This is a genomic window from Bacillus sp. AFS040349, from assembly GCF_002577655.1.
Taxonomy (GTDB): Bacteria; Bacillota; Bacilli; order Bacillales; family Bacillaceae; genus Metabacillus.
This window is the reverse complement of sequence record NZ_NUMC01000072.1, coordinates 17,200-35,548: the sequence shown is the minus strand read 5'-3', so window position 1 is coordinate 35,548 and position 18,349 is coordinate 17,200. Positions and strand designations below refer to the sequence as shown.

13 protein-coding genes are annotated in these 18,349 nt (G+C 36.4%); 5 read left to right on the top strand and 8 right to left on the bottom strand.

The genetic code is table 11. The features are described from left to right. Nucleotides 1-160: 160 nt before the first annotated feature. Complete coding sequence (locus COD11_RS15970) at nt 161-1,519, bottom strand: MATE family efflux transporter (RefSeq protein ID WP_098797902.1); 1,359 nt, start codon at nt 1,517-1,519, stop codon at nt 161-163. Nucleotides 1,520-1,639: 120 nt separating this feature from the next. On the opposite strand from COD11_RS15970, the gene COD11_RS15965 reads away from it, so the two are divergent. Then, complete coding sequence (locus tag COD11_RS15965; protein WP_098797901.1) at nt 1,640-2,500, top strand: helix-turn-helix transcriptional regulator; 861 nt, start codon at nt 1,640-1,642, stop codon at nt 2,498-2,500. Between the two features lie 30 nt (nt 2,501-2,530). Here COD11_RS15965 and COD11_RS15960 read toward each other — a convergent pair whose 3' ends face one another. Next, the gene (locus COD11_RS15960; protein ID WP_098797900.1) at nt 2,531-4,282 is read right to left on the bottom strand and encodes an alpha-glycosidase; all 1,752 of its coding nucleotides are present in this window, start codon (nt 4,280-4,282) and stop codon (nt 2,531-2,533) included. Nucleotides 4,283-4,452: 170 nt separating this feature from the next. Between COD11_RS15960 and COD11_RS15955 the strand changes: the two genes are divergently transcribed. Then, the gene (locus COD11_RS15955; RefSeq protein WP_098797899.1) at nt 4,453-5,790 is read left to right on the top strand and encodes an alpha-amylase family glycosyl hydrolase; all 1,338 of its coding nucleotides are present in this window, start codon (nt 4,453-4,455) and stop codon (nt 5,788-5,790) included. A 41-nt stretch (nt 5,791-5,831) separates the two neighbouring features. On the opposite strand, the gene COD11_RS15950 is transcribed toward COD11_RS15955, so the two are convergent. Both COD11_RS15950 and COD11_RS15945 read right to left on the bottom strand, forming a co-directional pair. Continuing rightward, nucleotides 5,832-6,704: an SDR family oxidoreductase gene (locus tag COD11_RS15950; protein ID WP_098797898.1), complete on the bottom strand. Its 873-nt coding sequence runs from the start codon at nt 6,702-6,704 to the stop codon at nt 5,832-5,834. 140 nt (nt 6,705-6,844) lie between these two features. Then, nucleotides 6,845-7,270, bottom strand: coding sequence for a MarR family winged helix-turn-helix transcriptional regulator (locus COD11_RS15945; protein ID WP_098797897.1), 426 nt, complete (start codon nt 7,268-7,270; stop codon nt 6,845-6,847). 154 nt (nt 7,271-7,424) lie between these two features. On the opposite strand from COD11_RS15945, the gene COD11_RS15940 reads away from it, so the two are divergent. Continuing rightward, nucleotides 7,425-8,426 (top strand): DUF3231 family protein, encoded by a 1,002-nt coding sequence (locus COD11_RS15940; RefSeq protein ID WP_098797896.1) that lies wholly within the window; start codon nt 7,425-7,427, stop codon nt 8,424-8,426. Nucleotides 8,427-8,705: 279 nt separating this feature from the next. Here the strand turns inward: COD11_RS15940 and COD11_RS15935 are convergent, their stop codons facing one another. The 4 genes from COD11_RS15935 to COD11_RS15920 all read right to left on the bottom strand — a co-directional run bounded on the left by COD11_RS15935 (nt 8,706) and on the right by COD11_RS15920 (nt 16,188). Then, nucleotides 8,706-9,332: an FMN-dependent NADH-azoreductase gene (locus COD11_RS15935; RefSeq protein ID WP_098797895.1), complete on the bottom strand. Its 627-nt coding sequence runs from the start codon at nt 9,330-9,332 to the stop codon at nt 8,706-8,708. Between the two features lie 370 nt (nt 9,333-9,702). Next, nucleotides 9,703-13,125, bottom strand: a complete 3,423-nt coding sequence (gene metH, locus COD11_RS15930) for a methionine synthase (RefSeq protein ID WP_098797894.1) — start codon at nt 13,123-13,125, stop codon at nt 9,703-9,705. Continuing rightward, on the bottom strand, nt 13,118-14,971 hold the full coding sequence (locus COD11_RS15925; protein ID WP_098797893.1) for a bifunctional homocysteine S-methyltransferase/methylenetetrahydrofolate reductase: 1,854 nt from the start codon (nt 14,969-14,971) through the stop codon (nt 13,118-13,120). Before COD11_RS15925 ends, metH begins: the two co-directional genes overlap by 8 nt. A 725-nt stretch (nt 14,972-15,696) precedes the next feature. Further along, on the bottom strand, nt 15,697-16,188 hold the full coding sequence (locus tag COD11_RS15920; RefSeq protein ID WP_098797892.1) for a YajQ family cyclic di-GMP-binding protein: 492 nt from the start codon (nt 16,186-16,188) through the stop codon (nt 15,697-15,699). Between the two features lie 181 nt (nt 16,189-16,369). Here COD11_RS15920 and COD11_RS15915 point away from each other — a divergent pair, with 181 nt between their 5' ends. Both COD11_RS15915 and COD11_RS15910 read left to right on the top strand, forming a co-directional pair. After that, nucleotides 16,370-17,233: a CvfB family protein gene (locus tag COD11_RS15915; protein ID WP_098797891.1), complete on the top strand. Its 864-nt coding sequence runs from the start codon at nt 16,370-16,372 to the stop codon at nt 17,231-17,233. Between the two features lie 138 nt (nt 17,234-17,371). Beyond that, nucleotides 17,372-18,340 (top strand): BMP family lipoprotein, encoded by a 969-nt coding sequence (locus COD11_RS15910; protein ID WP_176551111.1) that lies wholly within the window; start codon nt 17,372-17,374, stop codon nt 18,338-18,340. Nucleotides 18,341-18,349: the final 9 nt, after the last annotated feature.

Here is an 18,349-nt window from a genome sequence, read left to right as displayed (position 1 = left end):
GGCGAATGAAGACCAAAACACAGATAGAAGCACGTCCCAACATTCTTCATAAACCTGATAAATGACAAGCATTACTTGAAAGTGGTCAAACTTTCATAAATTCAAATAAGACAAAAAAAGCAGCCCAAATTGGACTGCAATTCCACATTATTGACTTACCTCATGAAACAGCAGCATGTTGAGAAAAGCGTTTCGTCATCCATGCTCTGGATTTCCAGCGATAGAACATAATAATACCTCTTACCCATTCGTCAGCAATAAAGGCGATCCAGATACCGATTAGTCCTAGATCAAAATGAATGCCAAGGATATAAGCGATTGGTACGCTGACTCCCCACATCGATAGTATCCCTACATAGGTTGGGAAGCGGATATCACCTGCAGCACGTAGTGAACCAATAATAACCATATTAAAGGCTCTGCCTGGTTCAAGAATGATGGTTAGAAGGATCAGGATCCCACCGACCTCAAGTATACGTTCATTTGAGGTGAAAATACCTAGTAAAGAATCTGAGAAGAGCGAAAAAATTATAGCCATAAGCGTAGAGATGATGATTCCAGCATATAGGCTTTGTAAGCATCTTTTATATGCAGCTTCATAATCTTTTGCCCCAATCATGTACCCAACTAGAATTTGTGTACCTTGGCTAACCGCTAAGCTAAATAATAGAATAAGCATCATTAGATTTTGAGCATAGACCTTTGTGGTTAAAGCTTCGGTTCCAATCATTGTAATAAAGATTGTAATAACCATTTGCGATGTATTGTAAGAAAGTTGCTCACCAGCTGTAGGAACCCCGATATGAAGCAGATTTTTAAGATGGTGTACTGGAAGCTTAAAGAGCTCTTTTAAGTTAAGGGTAAAGTGAACACGCTTCTTTAAAATATAGAGAATGATAAAAAGGCCAATGATCCTTGATACAACTGTGGATATGGCAACCCCCTGAACACCTAGTACTGGAAATCCGAATGGACCAAAAATAAAGAAATAGTTCCCGATAATATTAAGCAGGTTCATGAAGATTGTTAAATACATAGTGTCTTTTGTATAGCCATAGCTTTTCAGTATAGCTCCTGATGTCATGATTAATGCTTGCACAAAGGAAAAGCCTCCTACAAGCTGTAAATAAATCGTAGCATCCGGCATTAGTTCTGGTGGTAAGTTCATCAATTGTAGGATGTCTTCACTTGCGATGACAATGACAACACTAATTAAAATACTAAATAATAGATTGGCAGAAAGAGAAACCGTTGATACCTCTTTGGCATCTTTGTAATTAGTACCACCTATATATTGAGCAACCAGTATAGTTGTACCTGTTGCAATAAATCCAAACATGACGATTAATAGAAATAAAATTTGGTTGGAAACTCCAACAGCAGCTACTGAGTTGTCAGAGTATTGACTAAGCATCAATGTATCAGCATTTCCCATTAACATATGCAGAAGAGTTTCAATAAAAATTGGCCATGTTAGTGCAAATAATGTGATTTTACGACCTTGTCTTTCTAACGCCATTTTGTTCAACTCCTTTACATTGCTTTGATAATACTTAATAAGTTTACAAACATTGCAGTATAATAGAAAGAGAGAATAGCGATATATTTTGGATAAATACGACCTAAAGGAGAATTTGTGATGTTTCATATTGAGTTTTTTGCACCGCCTTCTCCCACTTTTATTCAGGGGGGAATTGCTATTTTTGAAGAAGGTAAAAAGCATTTTCGAAGAGTTTTTACTGTATTTGATTTGATTTATGTAAAGTCTGGTGAATTATTTATAACTGAAGATGAAATTCCTTACACAGTAAGAAAAGGGCAATATATTCTTTTAGTTCCTGGTTTTGAGCATTATGGACATAAAGGAAGCTCAATGAGGACAGAGTACTATTGGCTACATTTTGCGATTCCAACACATTATGAGCTTGTGGAAGAGGGGATTACGAATTGGGCGGATATCCAAATTTCAAAAGGTGATCATGAGACACCACCAACATATAAATTTTCCATACCATGTCTTGGGAAAATTGAGAACACCAATTTTATAGAAACGATTTTTCTTAACATTTTAAATGTTGATCATCAAACACCGGACTATCAACTAAGACAGCAGCTGCACTTCCATGAATTTTTATTGTATTTACAAAAAGAGGCATGCAAAATTCCAACAGCAGCTGAGAAAGTTGTGGAGGGAGCTGTTAATTATATACAAGAGCATTATAAAGAGGAAATAAAGATGGAGGATATCGCAGCTTCTCTTCATTTTCATCCGGATTATGTAACGCGTTGTATGCAAAAAATAGTCGGTGAAACTCCGAATATGTATTTAAACAAATATCGAATGAACCAAGCGAAAAAGTTATTAGCAACAACTGATGATAAAATTGCCAACATAGCAAAAGAAGTAGGAATTGAGGATTCTACTTATTTTTCAAAGCTTTTTAAAAGGATGGAAGGAACCAGTCCAATTGAGTATCGAAAAATGATTCTTAGAAGGTAAAGAGGAAAAGGGAAAACTCATTTCCCTTTTCTACTCGATTAGCAATAAAGTAAACTCATTAGCATTAAGTATTACTGATAACTCGTTCGAATGGGCGGCATATTCTTCTTCGTTCCAAAGATTAAGAATGGTGCGATCCTTCAATTTAACAGGCAATGGAAATGCTTGTTTTTGTGATGAAAGATTTATGATGATTATAACTAACTGCTTATTATTTTCTCTTTGATAACAAAGAACATTAGTTGATTCGTCGGCCATTAATATCGAAAATGCTCCGTCATTTGCAAGGACAGGATAAGAGTTACGGAGCTTGATGAGTTTCTTCATAAATGAAAGCATATCACTGTCTTGTTGATCTTCCTGCCATACCATACAACCTCTGCATCCTGGATCCTGTTCACCTGATAGGCCAATTTCATCTCCATAGTAAATAGACGGAGAACCGTAAAAGCTAAATTGAAAAACGCTTAATAATTTGACTCGTTGTTTGTTCATGCTCGCAAGATTTAAGATTCGCGGAGTATCATGACTTCCAACCATATTAAAGGAGAACTGATAAACAGGTTGTGGATATTGATGTAAATACCTTTGTAGCTCATCTGAAAATTGCTTTGCATTTAGATCATCATAGGCAAAAAAACGATGCAGCAAATTTGAGAACGGATAGTTCATTACAGCATCAAACATATCTCCTTCAAGCCATGGCATCGCATCATGCCACACTTCTCCAACAAGATAAACGTCTTTATTGATTGACTTTATCGCGTGGCGAAAATCTCTCCAGAACTGATGGTCAATTTCGTTTGCAACATCTAATCTCCATCCGTCGATATTACATTCTTTTATCCAATACTGACCAACTTCTATTAAGTATTTTTTCACTTCCGGGTGCTGTGTATTTAATTTCGGCATTGATCTTTCAAAAGAGAAGGTCTCATAATGAATCTCACCAGATTCTTCAACGGACAAATGAAACCAGTCCTTGTATGGAGAATTTTGACCATTTCGAAGCACATCCTGAAACGGTGGAAAGTTTTTTCCGCAATGATTAAAGACGGCGTCAAGCATGACCTTTATGCCTTTATCGTGACAAGAAGTAACTAGCCTTTTAAGCGTTTTTTTATCTCCGAATTGTGGATCAATTTCAAAATAATCAATTGTGTCATATTTATGATTAGAATGCGCCTTGAAAATTGGCGTAAAGTAGATTCCGGTTATGCCTAAATCAATTAGGTAATCTAGGTGTTCTATGACTCCTTCTAAGTCTCCGCCGAATAGAGAAGTTGGTGTAGGTTCAGTGCTGTTCCAGGGAATTGTACCTTCCGGGTCATTATGAACATTTCCGTTTGCAAATCGGTCAGGAAAAATCTGATACCAAACTGTATTTTTTACCCAATCAGGTGCTGTAAACACATCGGATCGATGATAATAAGGAAGACAAAAATAGGCTGAAAAGTCTTCATGAACAGTATCATAGGTTCCTTTCTCTGTAAAAAATAGCTCTTCGTCACCGCTTTTGATATGAAATGCATATCGTAATCGCTGTTGTGGAGGAGAGATGCTAATGAACCAATAATCAAAAAAGCCATCACTTCCACTAATACTCATCTCCTTAGTTGTGTGAACCCAATGGTTTTCATGAAACTCAAAGGGATCTCCATAAACAACAGTGACAGAGCTTATATCTTGTGCTTTCGTTCGGAGCTGAATATGAAAAGTTCCATCAGAATTAGGATAAGCATATTGATCTCTTGAACGATGATAAATGGCTTCTTTTTGCATGGATACCTCCTTAGTAGATTTTTGTATTACTAAGCTTCTTCAAAACACATAAACGATATTCACTGAAGAATCATTTTTAAGGAGAAGATCATTTACATTTGACGGTCGGTTGCCTGAAGCGATATTCTTAAGAACGTAGTGATATAAGAATGTAGGAGGAACGGAACAAAATGCGTAGACAAGCTTTAAAACTTTTCCTCATTCCGTTACTTCTTTTTTATGCCTTCCCTGTGAGCGCAGCTGAAAAAGAAGAAAAGGCATGGCAGGAAGAGATTGCCTATTATGTAGTTGTTGATCGCTTTAATAATGCAGACCCGAATAATGATGGAGACCAGAATTTTGAGGATCCTGCAGCATACCATGGCGGCGATATTGAAGGAATTCTAACAAAAATAGATTATCTTCATGAAATGGGATTTACCACCCTGATTTTATCTCCAGTGTTTAAAGAAACTGAGAACTCAGAGGTAAAGCAGATTGATGAGCATGCTGGAACAGTTGAAGATGTAAAGAGACTCGTTGATGAAGCTCATAAACTTAACATGAAAATTATGCTAGATTATGGACAGAAAAATGAAGATATGATTTCAACTGCAACATCATGGATGCAAGAAACAGGGATAGATGGGTATTACATAAAACAAGCTGATGAAGTGAATCAGGAAGTTTGGCAGGAATTTCATCAAAAACTAAAAGAAATTAATGAGGATTATTATTTAGTAGGAACTGTAAAAGAGCATGATCCAGATGTGATCTCTGCTTATATGGAATCCGGTTTTGATTCGTTGCTGAATATTCCTTTTTATGAAGCAGCTACCCAAGCATTTACGAATGTTGATCAATCATTAAAACCTGTTACGGAAGTTGCAGAACAATCATCACCTTTACTTAGCACATATGTTGATAGCGATGAAACGGTTCGTTTTACAAGGCACGCCATTCAAAATAACCAACATCCTGGTGTAAGGTTGAAGATGGCTTTTGCTTATATGTATTCCATTCCAGGAACACCAATTGTGTACTATGGCTCTGAGATTGCTGTTGACGGAGGAGAACCGCCTACGAACCGACCGTTGATGAACTTCCAATCTGATGAAGAATTGATTGATTATCTTGAAAAGCTTGCGATCGTCAGAAAAACTCTACCTTCTTTAACAAAAGGTGACTATGAGTTGCTGTATGAAAAAGATGGGATGATTATTTTTAAGAGAACGTATGAAGAAGAAACGGTCGTAGTTGCTATTAATAATTCAACGAAATCACAGAAAGTAAAAATTTCTGATGATAAAATAGCAGAGGATAAAAAACTTCAAGGACTTCTAACTGGAGATACGTTTGAAGAGGAAAACAATGAATATGAGTTTATCATTGATAGAGAGATTGCCGAAATATATGAAATAAAAGAAAAAACCGGTTTAAATATTCCGTTTATTAGTGTGTTTATTATTGTACCAACACTATTTATCATCTTTTTAATATTGGCTAAAAAGCGTGGAAAGAAGAAGTAAGAGGAAGGCTGCCGTAATTATTCGGCAGCCTTTTTGATTAACTAGCCATTAACAATTTTCCCACCATTAACATGGATCATTTGACCAGACATGTAGGAAGAATCGTCACTTGCTAAAAATACATATGCAGGAGCAAGCTCCTCTGGTTGGCCTGGTCGCTTCATTGGTACGTTTGAGCCAAATGTTGCAACCTGATCAGCAGGGAAGGTTGAAGGAATAAGTGGCGTCCAAATAGGACCTGGTGCAACACCGTTTACTCTAATTCCTTTTCCCGCAAGTGAGAGTGCTAGTGATCTTGTAAAGGTCGTAATTGCACCTTTTGTAGCAGAATAATCCAGAAGCTGCTCATTTCCTGCGTATGCCGTTACAGAAGAGGTGTTAACAATTGCACTGCCTTTCTTTAAATGAGGAAGAGCTGCTTTTGTTAAATAGAAAAACGAGAAAATATTTGTTTTAAATGTTCTTTCTAATTGTTCGCTTGTTATATCTTCAATACTTTTTTGCGGATGTTGTTCAGCTGCATTATTAACAACAATGTCGAGTTGACCAAATGCATCAATAGTTTTTGACACAATTTGCTGACAAACAGACTCATCTCCAATATCACCGGCTACAAGTAAGCATTTTTGACCTTGTGCTTCAACATGCTTTTGCGTTTCTTCTGCATCTTTTTGTTCATTTAAGTAAGAAATCACAACATTTGCACCTTCTTTTGCAAAAAACAACGCAACAGCTCGTCCAATTCCACTATCTCCACCAGTGATGATCGCTACTTTATTTTTCAGTTTGCCAATTCCTGTATAAGAAGTATCATCAAATTTTGGTTGTGGATTCATCATATCCTCATGACCAGGTTGTACATCTTGATGCTGTGGTGGCATTGTTTGTTTTTGTTGATTTTGATTATTGCTCAAAGAAACTACCTCCTCATTTTTTATCCTGTCATATTATGTGAAATAAACTGAAAAGTATGTTCTTGAAGTGGTATTGATATTCCCGATTAGAAAAGAAGGTAAACAAAATAAAAAGAAACCTTCATCAGGTTTCTAAAGTGTCATGTTAAATTTGCCCGCATTTTTAAAAGGATTTTTCTAAGCTGATTGATCTCTTCGGTGGTGATATTTTGACATACTAGAGTGTTAAACTGTTCAGCAATTGGAATAATATGCTTTTTAAGCTTTAGTCCACTTTCAGTTAAATATAACCGTTGAACCCGGCGGTCATTTGGACACATTCTTCTTTTTATAAAGCCTTTTTGTTCAAGGCCGTATGACATTCTTGCAATGTTGGTTTTATCTTTATTCAACTTGGCTGCAATTTCATTTTGACTACGTCCATCATGTTCCCAAAGTAACATCATAATTAAGTTTTGCTCGGGGGCAATATTAAAGGGTGATAATTTATTTTTAACATAACTGGTTAATTCCAAGTCTGTTTGATGAATGAAAATACTAATATAGTCGTTTAAAGAAAGTGTCATTTATTACGGCTCCTATAATTTACTAAATATGTCTATTCATAAGTTTAGAGTTATAGCATGATCTTGTCAATTTGATGTGGGAAATGATCAACTACGGAAGATAATGTATTAAAAATAACCACTTAACAAATAATCTGAGGTAAAGGAGGTTACTATGACTCAAAATGTTCGATTAACTGGACCTGAGATTACTGCACTTTGGGGTCAATATATGAATGATAGTATGTCGGTTTGTGTTTTAACTTATTTTATTAAGACGGTAAAGGATGACGAAGTAAAATCAATCCTAGAATTTGCGTTGAACTTATCTAAAACACATGTTGAAAAAGTGAAGGAATTATTAAAAAAGGAAGAGTATCCTCCTCCAAAAGGGTTTACAGAAGAAGACATTAATCTTAATGCACCACCATTGTTTTCAGATAACTTCATGATGCAATATCTCTATGTGATGACCCTTCATGGTATGAATAGCTATTCACTAGCGGTTGGAACATCAGTGAGAGCCGACCAAAGAGAATATTTTATAAAATGTAATCAAGAGGCTACAACTTTATATGATAAAATGCTTGACTTAATGCTACATAAAGGTGTATTTAGTAGACCGCCATACATAAATGCTCCGCATGAAACGGATATTGTTGATAAGCAAGATTATTTGGGCGGCTGGTTTACAAAAAAGAGGCCTTTAAATGGAATCGAAGTGGGAAACATCTATTACAATATGCAAAAAACGATTGCAAAAATTGATTTAGAAATTGGTTTTAGCCAAGTTTGTCACTCAAAAGAAGTAAGAGAATATTTTCAAAGAGGGGCAAATATTTGCAAAAAGCATAATGATATTTTTACACAAATTTTAACAGAAGATAATTTGCCATCACCAAGAAATTGGACATCTGAAGTATCTAATAGCACGGTCTCACCATTTTCAGACAAACTTATGCTGTTCCATATCGTGTCATTAGTTTCAGTAACAGTAGGCTATTATGGCACCGCCTTATCAACTTGTCAAAGAAAAGACGTTATTTTAAAATACATGAGATTACTTGCTGAAATAGGAATTTATGCTGAAGATGGGGCGAATATATTAATAAAAAACGGCTGGTTTGAACAACCACCAACAGTAGATGACCGAGCTGCTTTAGCTAGGAAAAAATAAATAAAAAAAGCGAGCAGTAATGTGCTCGCTTTTTTTGCATATGCATGGGTTTTTCTTATTTATTCTTAAATGAAGGAAGGTACATTCATTCTGTATGTTAGTTTTGAAACTTCTCTACTAATCGTGAATAGCCCTCTATAAAACCTAATTAATAAGTTTATGATCATGCTAAGAATCGTCAAAGAAATCCCTCCGCACTGCAGTTTTGTGTTACTTATCTAACACTTATTTAGTATTTATCTTTTTCAAGTGTTATATTCCATATCAAGAAAGTCTTGATTAAAATTGAGTAGCAACAGATGCAGCTTTTTGAATACCAGCTTCAATAATTTCGTTCGTACGGTCAGGGAATTGGTTATGACCTTCAACTATTACGTCTGTTGTTTCTTTAATACCAAAGAAATCTAAAAGTGTTTTTACATAGTTAACCGACATTTCTTTTGATGCAGCAGGACCTTCAGAATAAACGCCACCACGTGCATTTAAAAGGACAACTTTTTTATCAGCTAATAATCCTACAGGACCTTCTGCTGTATATTTGAATGTTGTTCCTGCTTGACATAGGTAATCCATGTACGTGTGAAGAACAGCAGGAACTGAGAAGTTCCAAAGTGGGAAGGCGAAAACAACTTTATCTGCTGCAAGGAATTGATCCAAATATTTTTGAACTGTATTTGCTGCATGTTCTTCTTCTGATGTTAATTCCATTCCTTTACCACGTTTGAACATTCCGTTAATACTGTCTACTCCATAGTAAGGTAAGTTTTCTTGGAAAAGATCAAGCTCTGTAATTGTATCTTCAGGATGAGATTCTTTATAGCTTTGTAAAAAAGCCTCATATAATTGAACACTTACAGCCTGTTCAGTAGGGCGTGAATTTGCTTTAATAAATAATACGTTTGACATAATAATTCCTCCTAATACATTTACGTAAAGATGTTGCTATAGCAACTTTTTTGTGATAGATATCAACCATTTCTTAGGTATTTACTAATATAAGAATAGTTGTTGCGCATACTAAATAATATAGTTGATTCTAATCAATTAAGAAAGATGTGTCAAATAATAAGTTTTTTATAAAGATATCTTATTTGAGTTAAGTTAAGAAGCCTTGCAAGTTGTCGCTTCGACAGTAACTTTTTATATAGACCTAGTATATCTTTTTTAGCAATTAATTGTGGTCGGTCAAAAGGATGAGTTTTTCTAGCAAAAAAGACTTAAACTGTAGCAAAAAGAGGCCCTAAAACAACTTCGTTTCAGGGCTTTATATTTCAAATTACATAACATTAAAATATTTCGCTTCCGGATGAGACACGACAATTGCGGTAACAGAAGCCTCTGGTTCCATCATGAAGCCGTCTGTTAATTGAATTCCGATGTCTTCAGGTCGGAGCGCTTTGAATAGCTTTTCTTGGTCTTCAAGGTCTGGGCAAGCTGGATATCCAAATGAAAAGCGTTGACCTTGATATTTAGCTGAAAAACGATGATCCATTGTAAAGTCAGGTGCATCAGGGAAGCCCCAACGGTCACGAATTAATTGGTGAGTTCGTTCAGCTAATCCCTCTGCAAGCTCAAGAGCAAGGGCTTGAACTGCATGGCTCTTTAAATAGTCGCCTTGTTCTTTAAAGCCTTGTGCTAGTTCACGAATTTGACTGCCTGCTGTTACAGCAAACATGGCTACATAGTCAAACCCATTATCCTGCTTAGGACGCACATAGTCAGAAATACAACGATGTGGGAGCTTTTCCTGTCTTGGAAAATCATACGTTTGTAAAATAGAATCGGTATTGTCCGGATTCAAAATGTGTAGCTTGTTTCCTTCACTATAGGAAGGGAAGAACTGATACACAGCAGCTGGCTTAAACCATTTTTGCTTTGCACCATCCTTAAGGAGCTCCTGGATGAGCTCAACAAGCTCAAGTGCTTTTGGATCTTTTTTCTTCACTAATTCTTTAATTTTTCCTTTTAAACCAAGGTGATGACCAATTAGCATCTGCATATTCACATAAGGAATGATATGCGATAAGTCAATGTCTCTAATAATATGTCGTTTCGTATCATTAGGAGTGAAAATTGGCGCTTCACTTAGATTTCCGCGTTTGATTAATAAATCAGTCACAGCCTGAGACGGAGCAGCTTTCGTTTTTGTTTCTTCTGCAACTGCTGCTTCTTTTTGAGCAAATAATTCAGGTGAAGTTCGTAATTGATTTGCAAGTGATAATCCATCCATGGCGTCTTTTGCGTAAACAACAGGACCGTTGTATTCAGGAGCTATCTTCATTCTTGTAAACTTTCTAGAAAGAGCTGCTCCACCAACTAAAATCGGAAGGTCACAGTTTGCTTTATGCAGATCTTGTGCTGTAATGACCATTTGCTGAGCTGATTTAACAAGTAAACCAGATAAACCAATTAGATCCGGTTTTTCATCTTTCACAGCTTGAATAAGGGTTTGAGGTGTTACTTTAATTCCAAGATCGACTACTCTAAAACCGTTATTACTTAAAATAATATCCACAAGGTTTTTTCCGATATCATGAACATCACCCTTAACAGTGGCAAGAAGGATTTTTCCTTTTCCGCTGTCATCACGTTTTTCCATGAACTGCTCTAGGTAGGAAACAGAGGCCTTCATCACTTCGGCGCTTTGTAATACCTCGGCAACAATTAGCTGATTATCGTTAAAAAGTACACCAACCTCGGCCATACCCGTCATTAAAGGTCCATTAATAATATCAAGAGGTTCTGGAAATTTCTTAAGAGCCAACTCTAAGTCAGGAATAAGTCCTTCTTTTGTTCCTTCTACTATATAGTTTGCTAGTCTTTCTTCTAATGAAAGATTTTGGACAGGCTTTTTGTCTTCTTTTTTCTTTCCACGATAAAAGGCAGTGAATTTCGCAAGCGATTCATCCGTTGTTCTAAATAAAAGATCTTCCGCCATTTGAATTTCCTCTTTAGGAATTGAAGCAAAACGTTCTAGCTTTTCTGTATTAACGATCGCATAATCTAGACCTGCTTGTGTACAGTGATAGAGGTAAACAGCGTTTAATACTTCACGACCAACAGGAGGAAGACCAAAGGAAACGTTACTTACTCCAAGAATCGTTAAACATTCAGGTAGTTTTTCTTTAATGAGCTGAATGCCTCGCACTGTTTCACTGGCGGAACCAATGTACTGCTCATCACCAGTTCCAACAGGGAAGACGAGCGGGTCAAAAATTAAGTCACTTGCTTTTAGGCCATGCTTTTTCACTAATAGATCATGAGAGCGAACAGCCACTTCTAGTTTTTTTTCAGCTGTTAATGCCATTCCAATTTCATCTATTGTTCCAACAACTAATGAACCACCGTACTTCTTGATAAGAGGGACGATTGCATCAAAACGCTCTTCACCATCTTCAAGGTTAATCGAATTGATGATGGCTTTTCCTTGCGAATATTTTAACGCTCTTTCAATAACTTTTTCATCTGTTGAGTCGATAACAAGAGGAGCTTTAACCTTTTTTACAACCTCTTGGATGAATACCTCCATATCCTCAAGCTCGTCTCTGTCTGGATCAGCTAAGCAAATATCGATAACATGTGCACCGTTTTTAACTTGAGCTCTCGCAATTTCAGATGCTTCTTCAATCTTGCCTTCAGCAATAAGGCGTTTGAATTTTCTTGAACCAATAACGTTTGTCCGTTCACCAACAAATAGAGGACGCATTCCTTCTTCATAAATAAGGGCATCGATACCAGAAACGGTGTGACCGTTTGAGATTTCTTCCATTTTACGAGGAGAGATTGTTGAAACAGCTTCAGTAATAGCACGAATATGATCAGGTGTAGTCCCACAGCATCCACCAACAACGTTAAGCCAGCCTTGCTCTGCAAAGGCAACCAATTTCTTTGCTAATGATTCTGGTGATTCATGATAATTTCCTTCTTCATCAGGTAATCCTGCGTTTGGATAACAGCTAACTGCAGTGTTTGCTAAGCCTGATAATGTACGGATATGGTCTGTCATGAATTCTGGGCCTGTGGCACAGTTTAAACCAACCGAAATTGGTTTCATATGCTCAAGTGAAACATAAAAAGCCTCAATATCCTGACCTGCTAAGGTTGTACCCATAGGTTCAATTGTTCCTGAGACCATAAGAGGTACTTCTTTACCAGTGTTTTCAAACGCTTGCTGAATGCCAAGGAACCCAGCTTTTACGTTTAGCATATCTTGACTTGTTTCTAGAAGAAGCAAATCAGCTCCTCCTAGAATTAACCCTCTTGCTTGTTCTTCATAATTTTCAACTAATGTGTCAAACGTTGTTCCACCAGTAACAGATAGAGTTTTTGTTGTAGGTCCCATTGCTCCTGCAACATATCGTGGTTTTTCATCTGTTGAAAATTTCTCAGTGGCACGTTTTGCAATTTTTGCAGATTCAATGTTAACTTCTAATGCTAGATGACCAAGGTCATATTCGTCTAGAACAAGGCTTGTAGCACCAAACGTATTTGTTGAGATAATGTCCGAACCTGCTTCTAGATAAGCTTCATGAATGTCTTGAATTGTTTTAGGTGAAGTGAGTGTTAAGTATTCATTACATCCATCATATTCTTCGCCACCAAAGTCTTCAGCTGTTAGGTTTGCAGCTTGAATCATTGTACCCATAGCGCCATCGAGTACAAGTATTCGTTTTTTTAGTTCTTTTTTTATGCTAGACATGGGTAATCTTCCTTTCAGCTCGCTGTTTTTCCTTTTCATGGATGTAATTTGTTAACTCCACTGTCAGGTCATATTGTAAAAATGGGGTAATTAAGTAAATTCCATTAAATAAGTCAAATGCTGTATCAATTAAATCCTTCGCAATGGCCAGGCCTTCTTGACGAGCTTTTTCTTTGTCATTTCCAGCAGCCGCCATTTTTTCACGAATAGAATCAGAAAGCTTAATGCCTGGAATTTCATTGTGAATGAACTCTGCATTACGGCTAGATGTTAATGGCATAATGCCGATATAAATTGGAGCTTGTAAATTTCTTGTTTCATTATACACATCGATAATTTGTTGACTTGAGTATAATGGCTGTGAAATAAAGTAATCCGCACCATGAGCAATTTTCTTTTCAAGTCTTAAAACAGCCTTATCAAGATGGCGTACGTTAGGGTTAAAAGCAGCTGCTACAGAGAAATTCGTTTTCTGACCAAGTGGTTTCCCTGAATAAGAAACACCTTCGTTGAATTGTTTAATTAAGCTGATTAAATCAAATGACGAAACATCATAAACAGATGTAGCTCCAGGGAAATCGCCAATTTTAGATGGATCCCCGGTGATAGCTAAAACGTCACTCATCCCAAGTGAATGTAACCCCATTAAATGAGATTGTAAGCCAATTAAATTGCGGTCACGACAAGTAATATGAATTAATGTTCTTGCACCTGTTTTTTCCTTTGCTAAAATTCCTGCTGCTAGATTACTAATACGAGGTGATGCTAATGAATTATCGGCTAGTGTTAATGCATCAATTCCTGCATCATGCAGTGCTTGTGCTCCTTCTAAAAACTTCTCCATTCCAAGCTTTTTCGGAGGATCTAGCTCAACAATAACCGAGCGCTTTTCTCTCACAATTTCCTCAAGTGGTGGAAGGGAGTTTACCTGTTGATCTTGAACTTCAATCGTCGATTTTTTTGCGACTTTTACTTGCTTTGTTTGTACAGGCGCTAAATTAGCTACAGCCCCTGCCATTGCTTTAATATGGTTTGGTGTTGTACCACAGCATCCGCCTATTAATCTTACACCTTGTTCTCTAAATTTTAGGGCGCTTTCCTTAAAGTAAGTTTCATCAGATTCATAGACAAGACGTCCCTCATTTAATGCAGGTAAGCTACTATTAGGGAAAACAGAAAGAAAAGCCTTCTCAGGAATAGGCACCTCTTCTAGAGATTGAATCATATGATGTGGACCTAGGCGGCAGTTTAAGCCAATTACGTTTGCTCCAAGTTCTTCTAAGATAGAAAATCCGTCTGTTAATGAAGTACCGTCCTGTAATACACCAGCTTCATGCAGTGATACATTTGCAATGATCGGTTTATTTGTTTCTTTTCGAGCAATTGAAAGGACAGTTTTCATTTCTTCTAAGTCATAGAATGTTTCAAGAAGTAGACCGTCCACATTTTCATTTAGCAAAAGATAGAGTTGCTCTCTAAAATTTCGTTTAATTTCTTCGATACTATGGGCACTCTTTTTAAAGGTACGGATGCCGCCGATTGTTCCAAAAACATAGGTTGACTCTTTTGCAGCTTTTTTTGCAATTTCGATAGCTTTTTTATTGATTTGTCTAATGTCGTCCTCTAACCCGTAACGAGACAATTTGATATCGTTTGCCCCATATGTATTCGTTTGGATGAGGTTAGCGCCTGCTTCAATATAGGCTTGGTGTACTGCAAGCACATCATCAGGCTTAGATAGGTTTAATTCTTCAAAGCAGCGATCTACTCCGTGAGAGTAAAGCATTGTTCCCATTGCGCCGTCAGCAATTAAAATTTTACTTTTTAAGTCTTCTAAAAAATTCATCAATAAGAGCCCCCGATCTATTTGAGTTTTGATTATATTTATACTAATAAAAAAAGCCTTCTTGTTGAGAAGGCTGTATAATTATAAGCTTCCCTTATCTTCCAAGCATGTTGAATATGCTTGCTGGAATTAGCACCTTGGCACTCGCATAAGTCTTGGTGGGTGGTTTGAAATTGATTGACGGGTTTAGCTAGAGACGCTCTAAGATTAGAGATTCTACCTTTGTGTTGGGTGTTTTCTTTTAGCACGGCAAGCTTTCGCTTGTAGCGGCTTGCTTGGCAAGCCTTGGAAAAATAAATAAAAATGCTTCGAACAAACAAAAGCGCTTTGTTCGAGTCATTTTTATTTATTTTTCTGTGCTAAAAGAAAATGACTCAATAGTAGTCAATCAAGTAAACCAGACTTCACTCGTTATGGACCGGTTGCTGAAGCTTCATCGGGCCAGTCCCTCAGCTTCTCTTGATAAGATATGAAATTTTCTTAATAACTTTAACGTATTAAAAGGATTACAACTAATTTATCTAATATTGCGAAAAATATCAATAGTAAAATGATGATTTGTCTAAATTAAATAGTCTGTTATGCTTTTTTTAGATGGAAGTTTTGGTGAGTGTTTCCAAACGATGACAGTTAGAGCATATGATGAGATCGTGAGAATATGCGCATGATATAAGAAAAGTCAGGCTTTTGAAGGATGCCTGACTTTGTATGTATGATGTAGTTAGTTAGCGGTAGTTGATGAACTGAACATCAATTGGTAAATCAGCACCTTTGATGGCTGAGATAATTTGCTGAAGATCATCACGGTTTTTTCCGGTTACACGGATTTGGTCGTCTTGAATTTGAGATTTTACTTTTAGACCAGTGTTTTTAATAATGGTGTTAATTTTCTTTGCATTATCTTTATCAATTCCTGAAACCAACTCAGCTTTTTGACGAACAGTACCACCAGAAGCATTTTCAATTTTTTTATAAGAAATGTTTTTTATCGGTACATCTCTTTTTATTAGCTTTGAAAGAAGAACATCTTTTAATTGCTCTAGTTTATACTCATCGTCTGAAACTAAAACAAGTTCTTCTTTTTCTAATGTAAGATTACTTTTACTACCTTTAAAGTCATATCTTGTTGCAATTTCTTTCATTGCGATATTGATTGCATTTGTAACCTCTGGAAACTCAACTTTTGATACAATATCAAATGAACTATCTTTCGCCATAATTATCCTCCATTGCGTATATAATATAGGTTGATTATAGTAAAATAAAACAATGATCACAACTTTTACCTAAAAAGTGTGAAGCAATTGTCGAGAAGACTCTTCGGGACTACCCGCGGATCTACTTACAATATAAACGGAAATGTATAAAACATATGATGAAAGGCAGGACATATTATTTATGATCCCAGGAACTTTTGCAACATTAACAATAGATGAGCAGGTGGATTACGGATATTTTTTAACAGATGGGAAGGACCGTGTTCTTTTACATAATAATGAAGTGATCGGAGAAGTTGAAGAAGGAGAAAAAGTGGAGGTTTTCTTTGGTGTTGACGCACAAGATCGCCTTTATGCAACAATGAAAAAGCCGTTCATTACCCAAGATACTTATGGCTGGGTTGAAGTGGTGGACATCGTTGAGGATATGGGAGCTTTTGTGGATATTGGTTTAAGTAAGGACGGATTAGTAGCTAAAGATCATCTTCCATATTTACGTGAAGTGTGGCCAAATGTAGGGGACAAGCTTTATTGTACGTTAAAGGTTTCGAAAAACGGCCGATTTTTTGTTCGACTAGCAACAGAAGAAATTGTAGAGCCGTTTTTTAAGAATGCTGATCGAGCTTTATTTAATAAGGAAATAACAGGAACTGTTTACCGAATGATCGTTGCGGGATCGTTCATTCTTACAGAAGAAGGATACAAAGGGTTTATTCATTCCTCACAACGTGAAGTTGAACCAAGATTAGGTGAGACTGTTACCGGCAGGGTCATTGATGTAAAAGAAGATGGAACAATAAATGTTTCGTTATTACCACGAAAGCATGAAGCACAAGGCAGTGATGCGGAAAGAATCTATGCCTATATGCAGGATAGAAACGGTGCTATGCCATTTACAGATAAAAGTGATCCTGATGATATAAAAGAACGCTTTAATCTTAGTAAGGGGGCATTTAAACGAGCTTTAGGGTTATTAATGAAAAACAATCGAGTTTATCAAAAGGATGGCTGGACTTACTTTAAAGAAGAAGAAAATAATAAATAATCGAGTTAAAAAAGCTTTCAATCTTAAATCAATATGAGTGAAAGCTTTTTTTATAGAAAAATACCTAAATAGAGTGGAAAAATGACAGAATTTGTCGATATAAGAAATGATATAAAATTGATAAAGTGAGGTTTTAACATGTTCATCAAGAATGTAACAGCCTTGTTTGCTTTCGTTTTTGTGATCATCATCGCTGGTTGTTCGCAGCAAGAGACCGTGAGCTCAGTTGATGACAAGGTGAAAATTGGTATTATGTTGTCTGACGTCGGACTAGGTGATCAATCTTTTAGTGACTCGGCATTTAATGGATTAACAAAAGCAAGAGACGAGCTTGGAATTTTATTTGATTATAGAGAACTTAAGGAATCAGAAACGTATGAAAAAGGTTTAACAGAGTTAGTTGAAGAAGATCATGATATTGTTGTTGGGTTAGGTTTTATGGTGCAAACCGACCTTGAGAAAGTGGCTAAAAAATATCCTGATCAACACTTTATTTTAATTGATGCAGTTTCTGAACTTGAAAATGTAACATCTATTACATTTAAAGAAGATGAAGGTAGCTTTTTAACAGGTGTAGTGGCAGCATTAGCGACAAAAACAAATAAATTAGGTTTTATTGGTGGAGACGATGTTCCACTAATTAATAAGTTTGAAGATGGCTTTATTGAAGGAGCAAAATCTGTAAATCCTTCTATCACAGTGGAGGTTAAATATGCGGGAGACTTCGGAAACGACCAGCTTGGAGCGCAGCTTGCACGTGAAATGATTCAAAAAGATGTGGATGTATTATATGCGGCAGCTGGTTTTACTGGTGTTGGTATGTTAAAGGAGGCCCAAGCAAACAAAGTATTGGCCATCGGTGTTGATACTGATCAATATTTTTATGCTGAGAAAGCTGTTGTTACATCAATGCTGAAAAAGGTTGATACAGCTATGTATCAGTTAGCAGAGCAGTTAATAAAAGATGGAAAAATTTCTGAAGGTCACATTGAATTAGGAATTAAAGATAAAGGAATCGACTTGGCTCCACTTAGAGTCGTACCATTCAGTAAAGAACAACAACAAACGATTGATGAGTGGAAAGAAAAGCTCACAAGTGGCAGCTAGGAGGATAAC

What these genes read in the sequence shown, in the direction of transcription:
- COD11_RS15940 (WP_098797896.1), top strand. Translation starts at nt 7,425, where the DNA reads ATGACTCAAAATGTTCGATTAACTGGACCTGAGATTACTGCACTTTGG.
- COD11_RS15915 (WP_098797891.1), top strand. Translation starts at nt 16,370, where the DNA reads ATGATCCCAGGAACTTTTGCAACATTAACAATAGATGAGCAGGTGGAT.
- COD11_RS15955 (WP_098797899.1), top strand. Translation starts at nt 4,453, where the DNA reads ATGCGTAGACAAGCTTTAAAACTTTTCCTCATTCCGTTACTTCTTTTT.
- COD11_RS15925 (WP_098797893.1), bottom strand. Translation starts at nt 14,971, where the DNA reads ATGAATTTTTTAGAAGACTTAAAAAGTAAAATTTTAATTGCTGACGGC.
- COD11_RS15910 (WP_176551111.1), top strand. Translation starts at nt 17,372, where the DNA reads ATGTTCATCAAGAATGTAACAGCCTTGTTTGCTTTCGTTTTTGTGATC.
- COD11_RS15970 (WP_098797902.1), bottom strand. Translation starts at nt 1,519, where the DNA reads ATGGCGTTAGAAAGACAAGGTCGTAAAATCACATTATTTGCACTAACA.
- metH (WP_098797894.1), bottom strand. Translation starts at nt 13,125, where the DNA reads ATGTCTAGCATAAAAAAAGAACTAAAAAAACGAATACTTGTACTCGAT.
- COD11_RS15960 (WP_098797900.1), bottom strand. Translation starts at nt 4,282, where the DNA reads ATGCAAAAAGAAGCCATTTATCATCGTTCAAGAGATCAATATGCTTAT.
- COD11_RS15965 (WP_098797901.1), top strand. Translation starts at nt 1,640, where the DNA reads ATGTTTCATATTGAGTTTTTTGCACCGCCTTCTCCCACTTTTATTCAG.
- COD11_RS15920 (WP_098797892.1), bottom strand. Translation starts at nt 16,188, where the DNA reads ATGGCGAAAGATAGTTCATTTGATATTGTATCAAAAGTTGAGTTTCCA.
- COD11_RS15945 (WP_098797897.1), bottom strand. Translation starts at nt 7,270, where the DNA reads ATGACACTTTCTTTAAACGACTATATTAGTATTTTCATTCATCAAACA.
- COD11_RS15935 (WP_098797895.1), bottom strand. Translation starts at nt 9,332, where the DNA reads ATGTCAAACGTATTATTTATTAAAGCAAATTCACGCCCTACTGAACAG.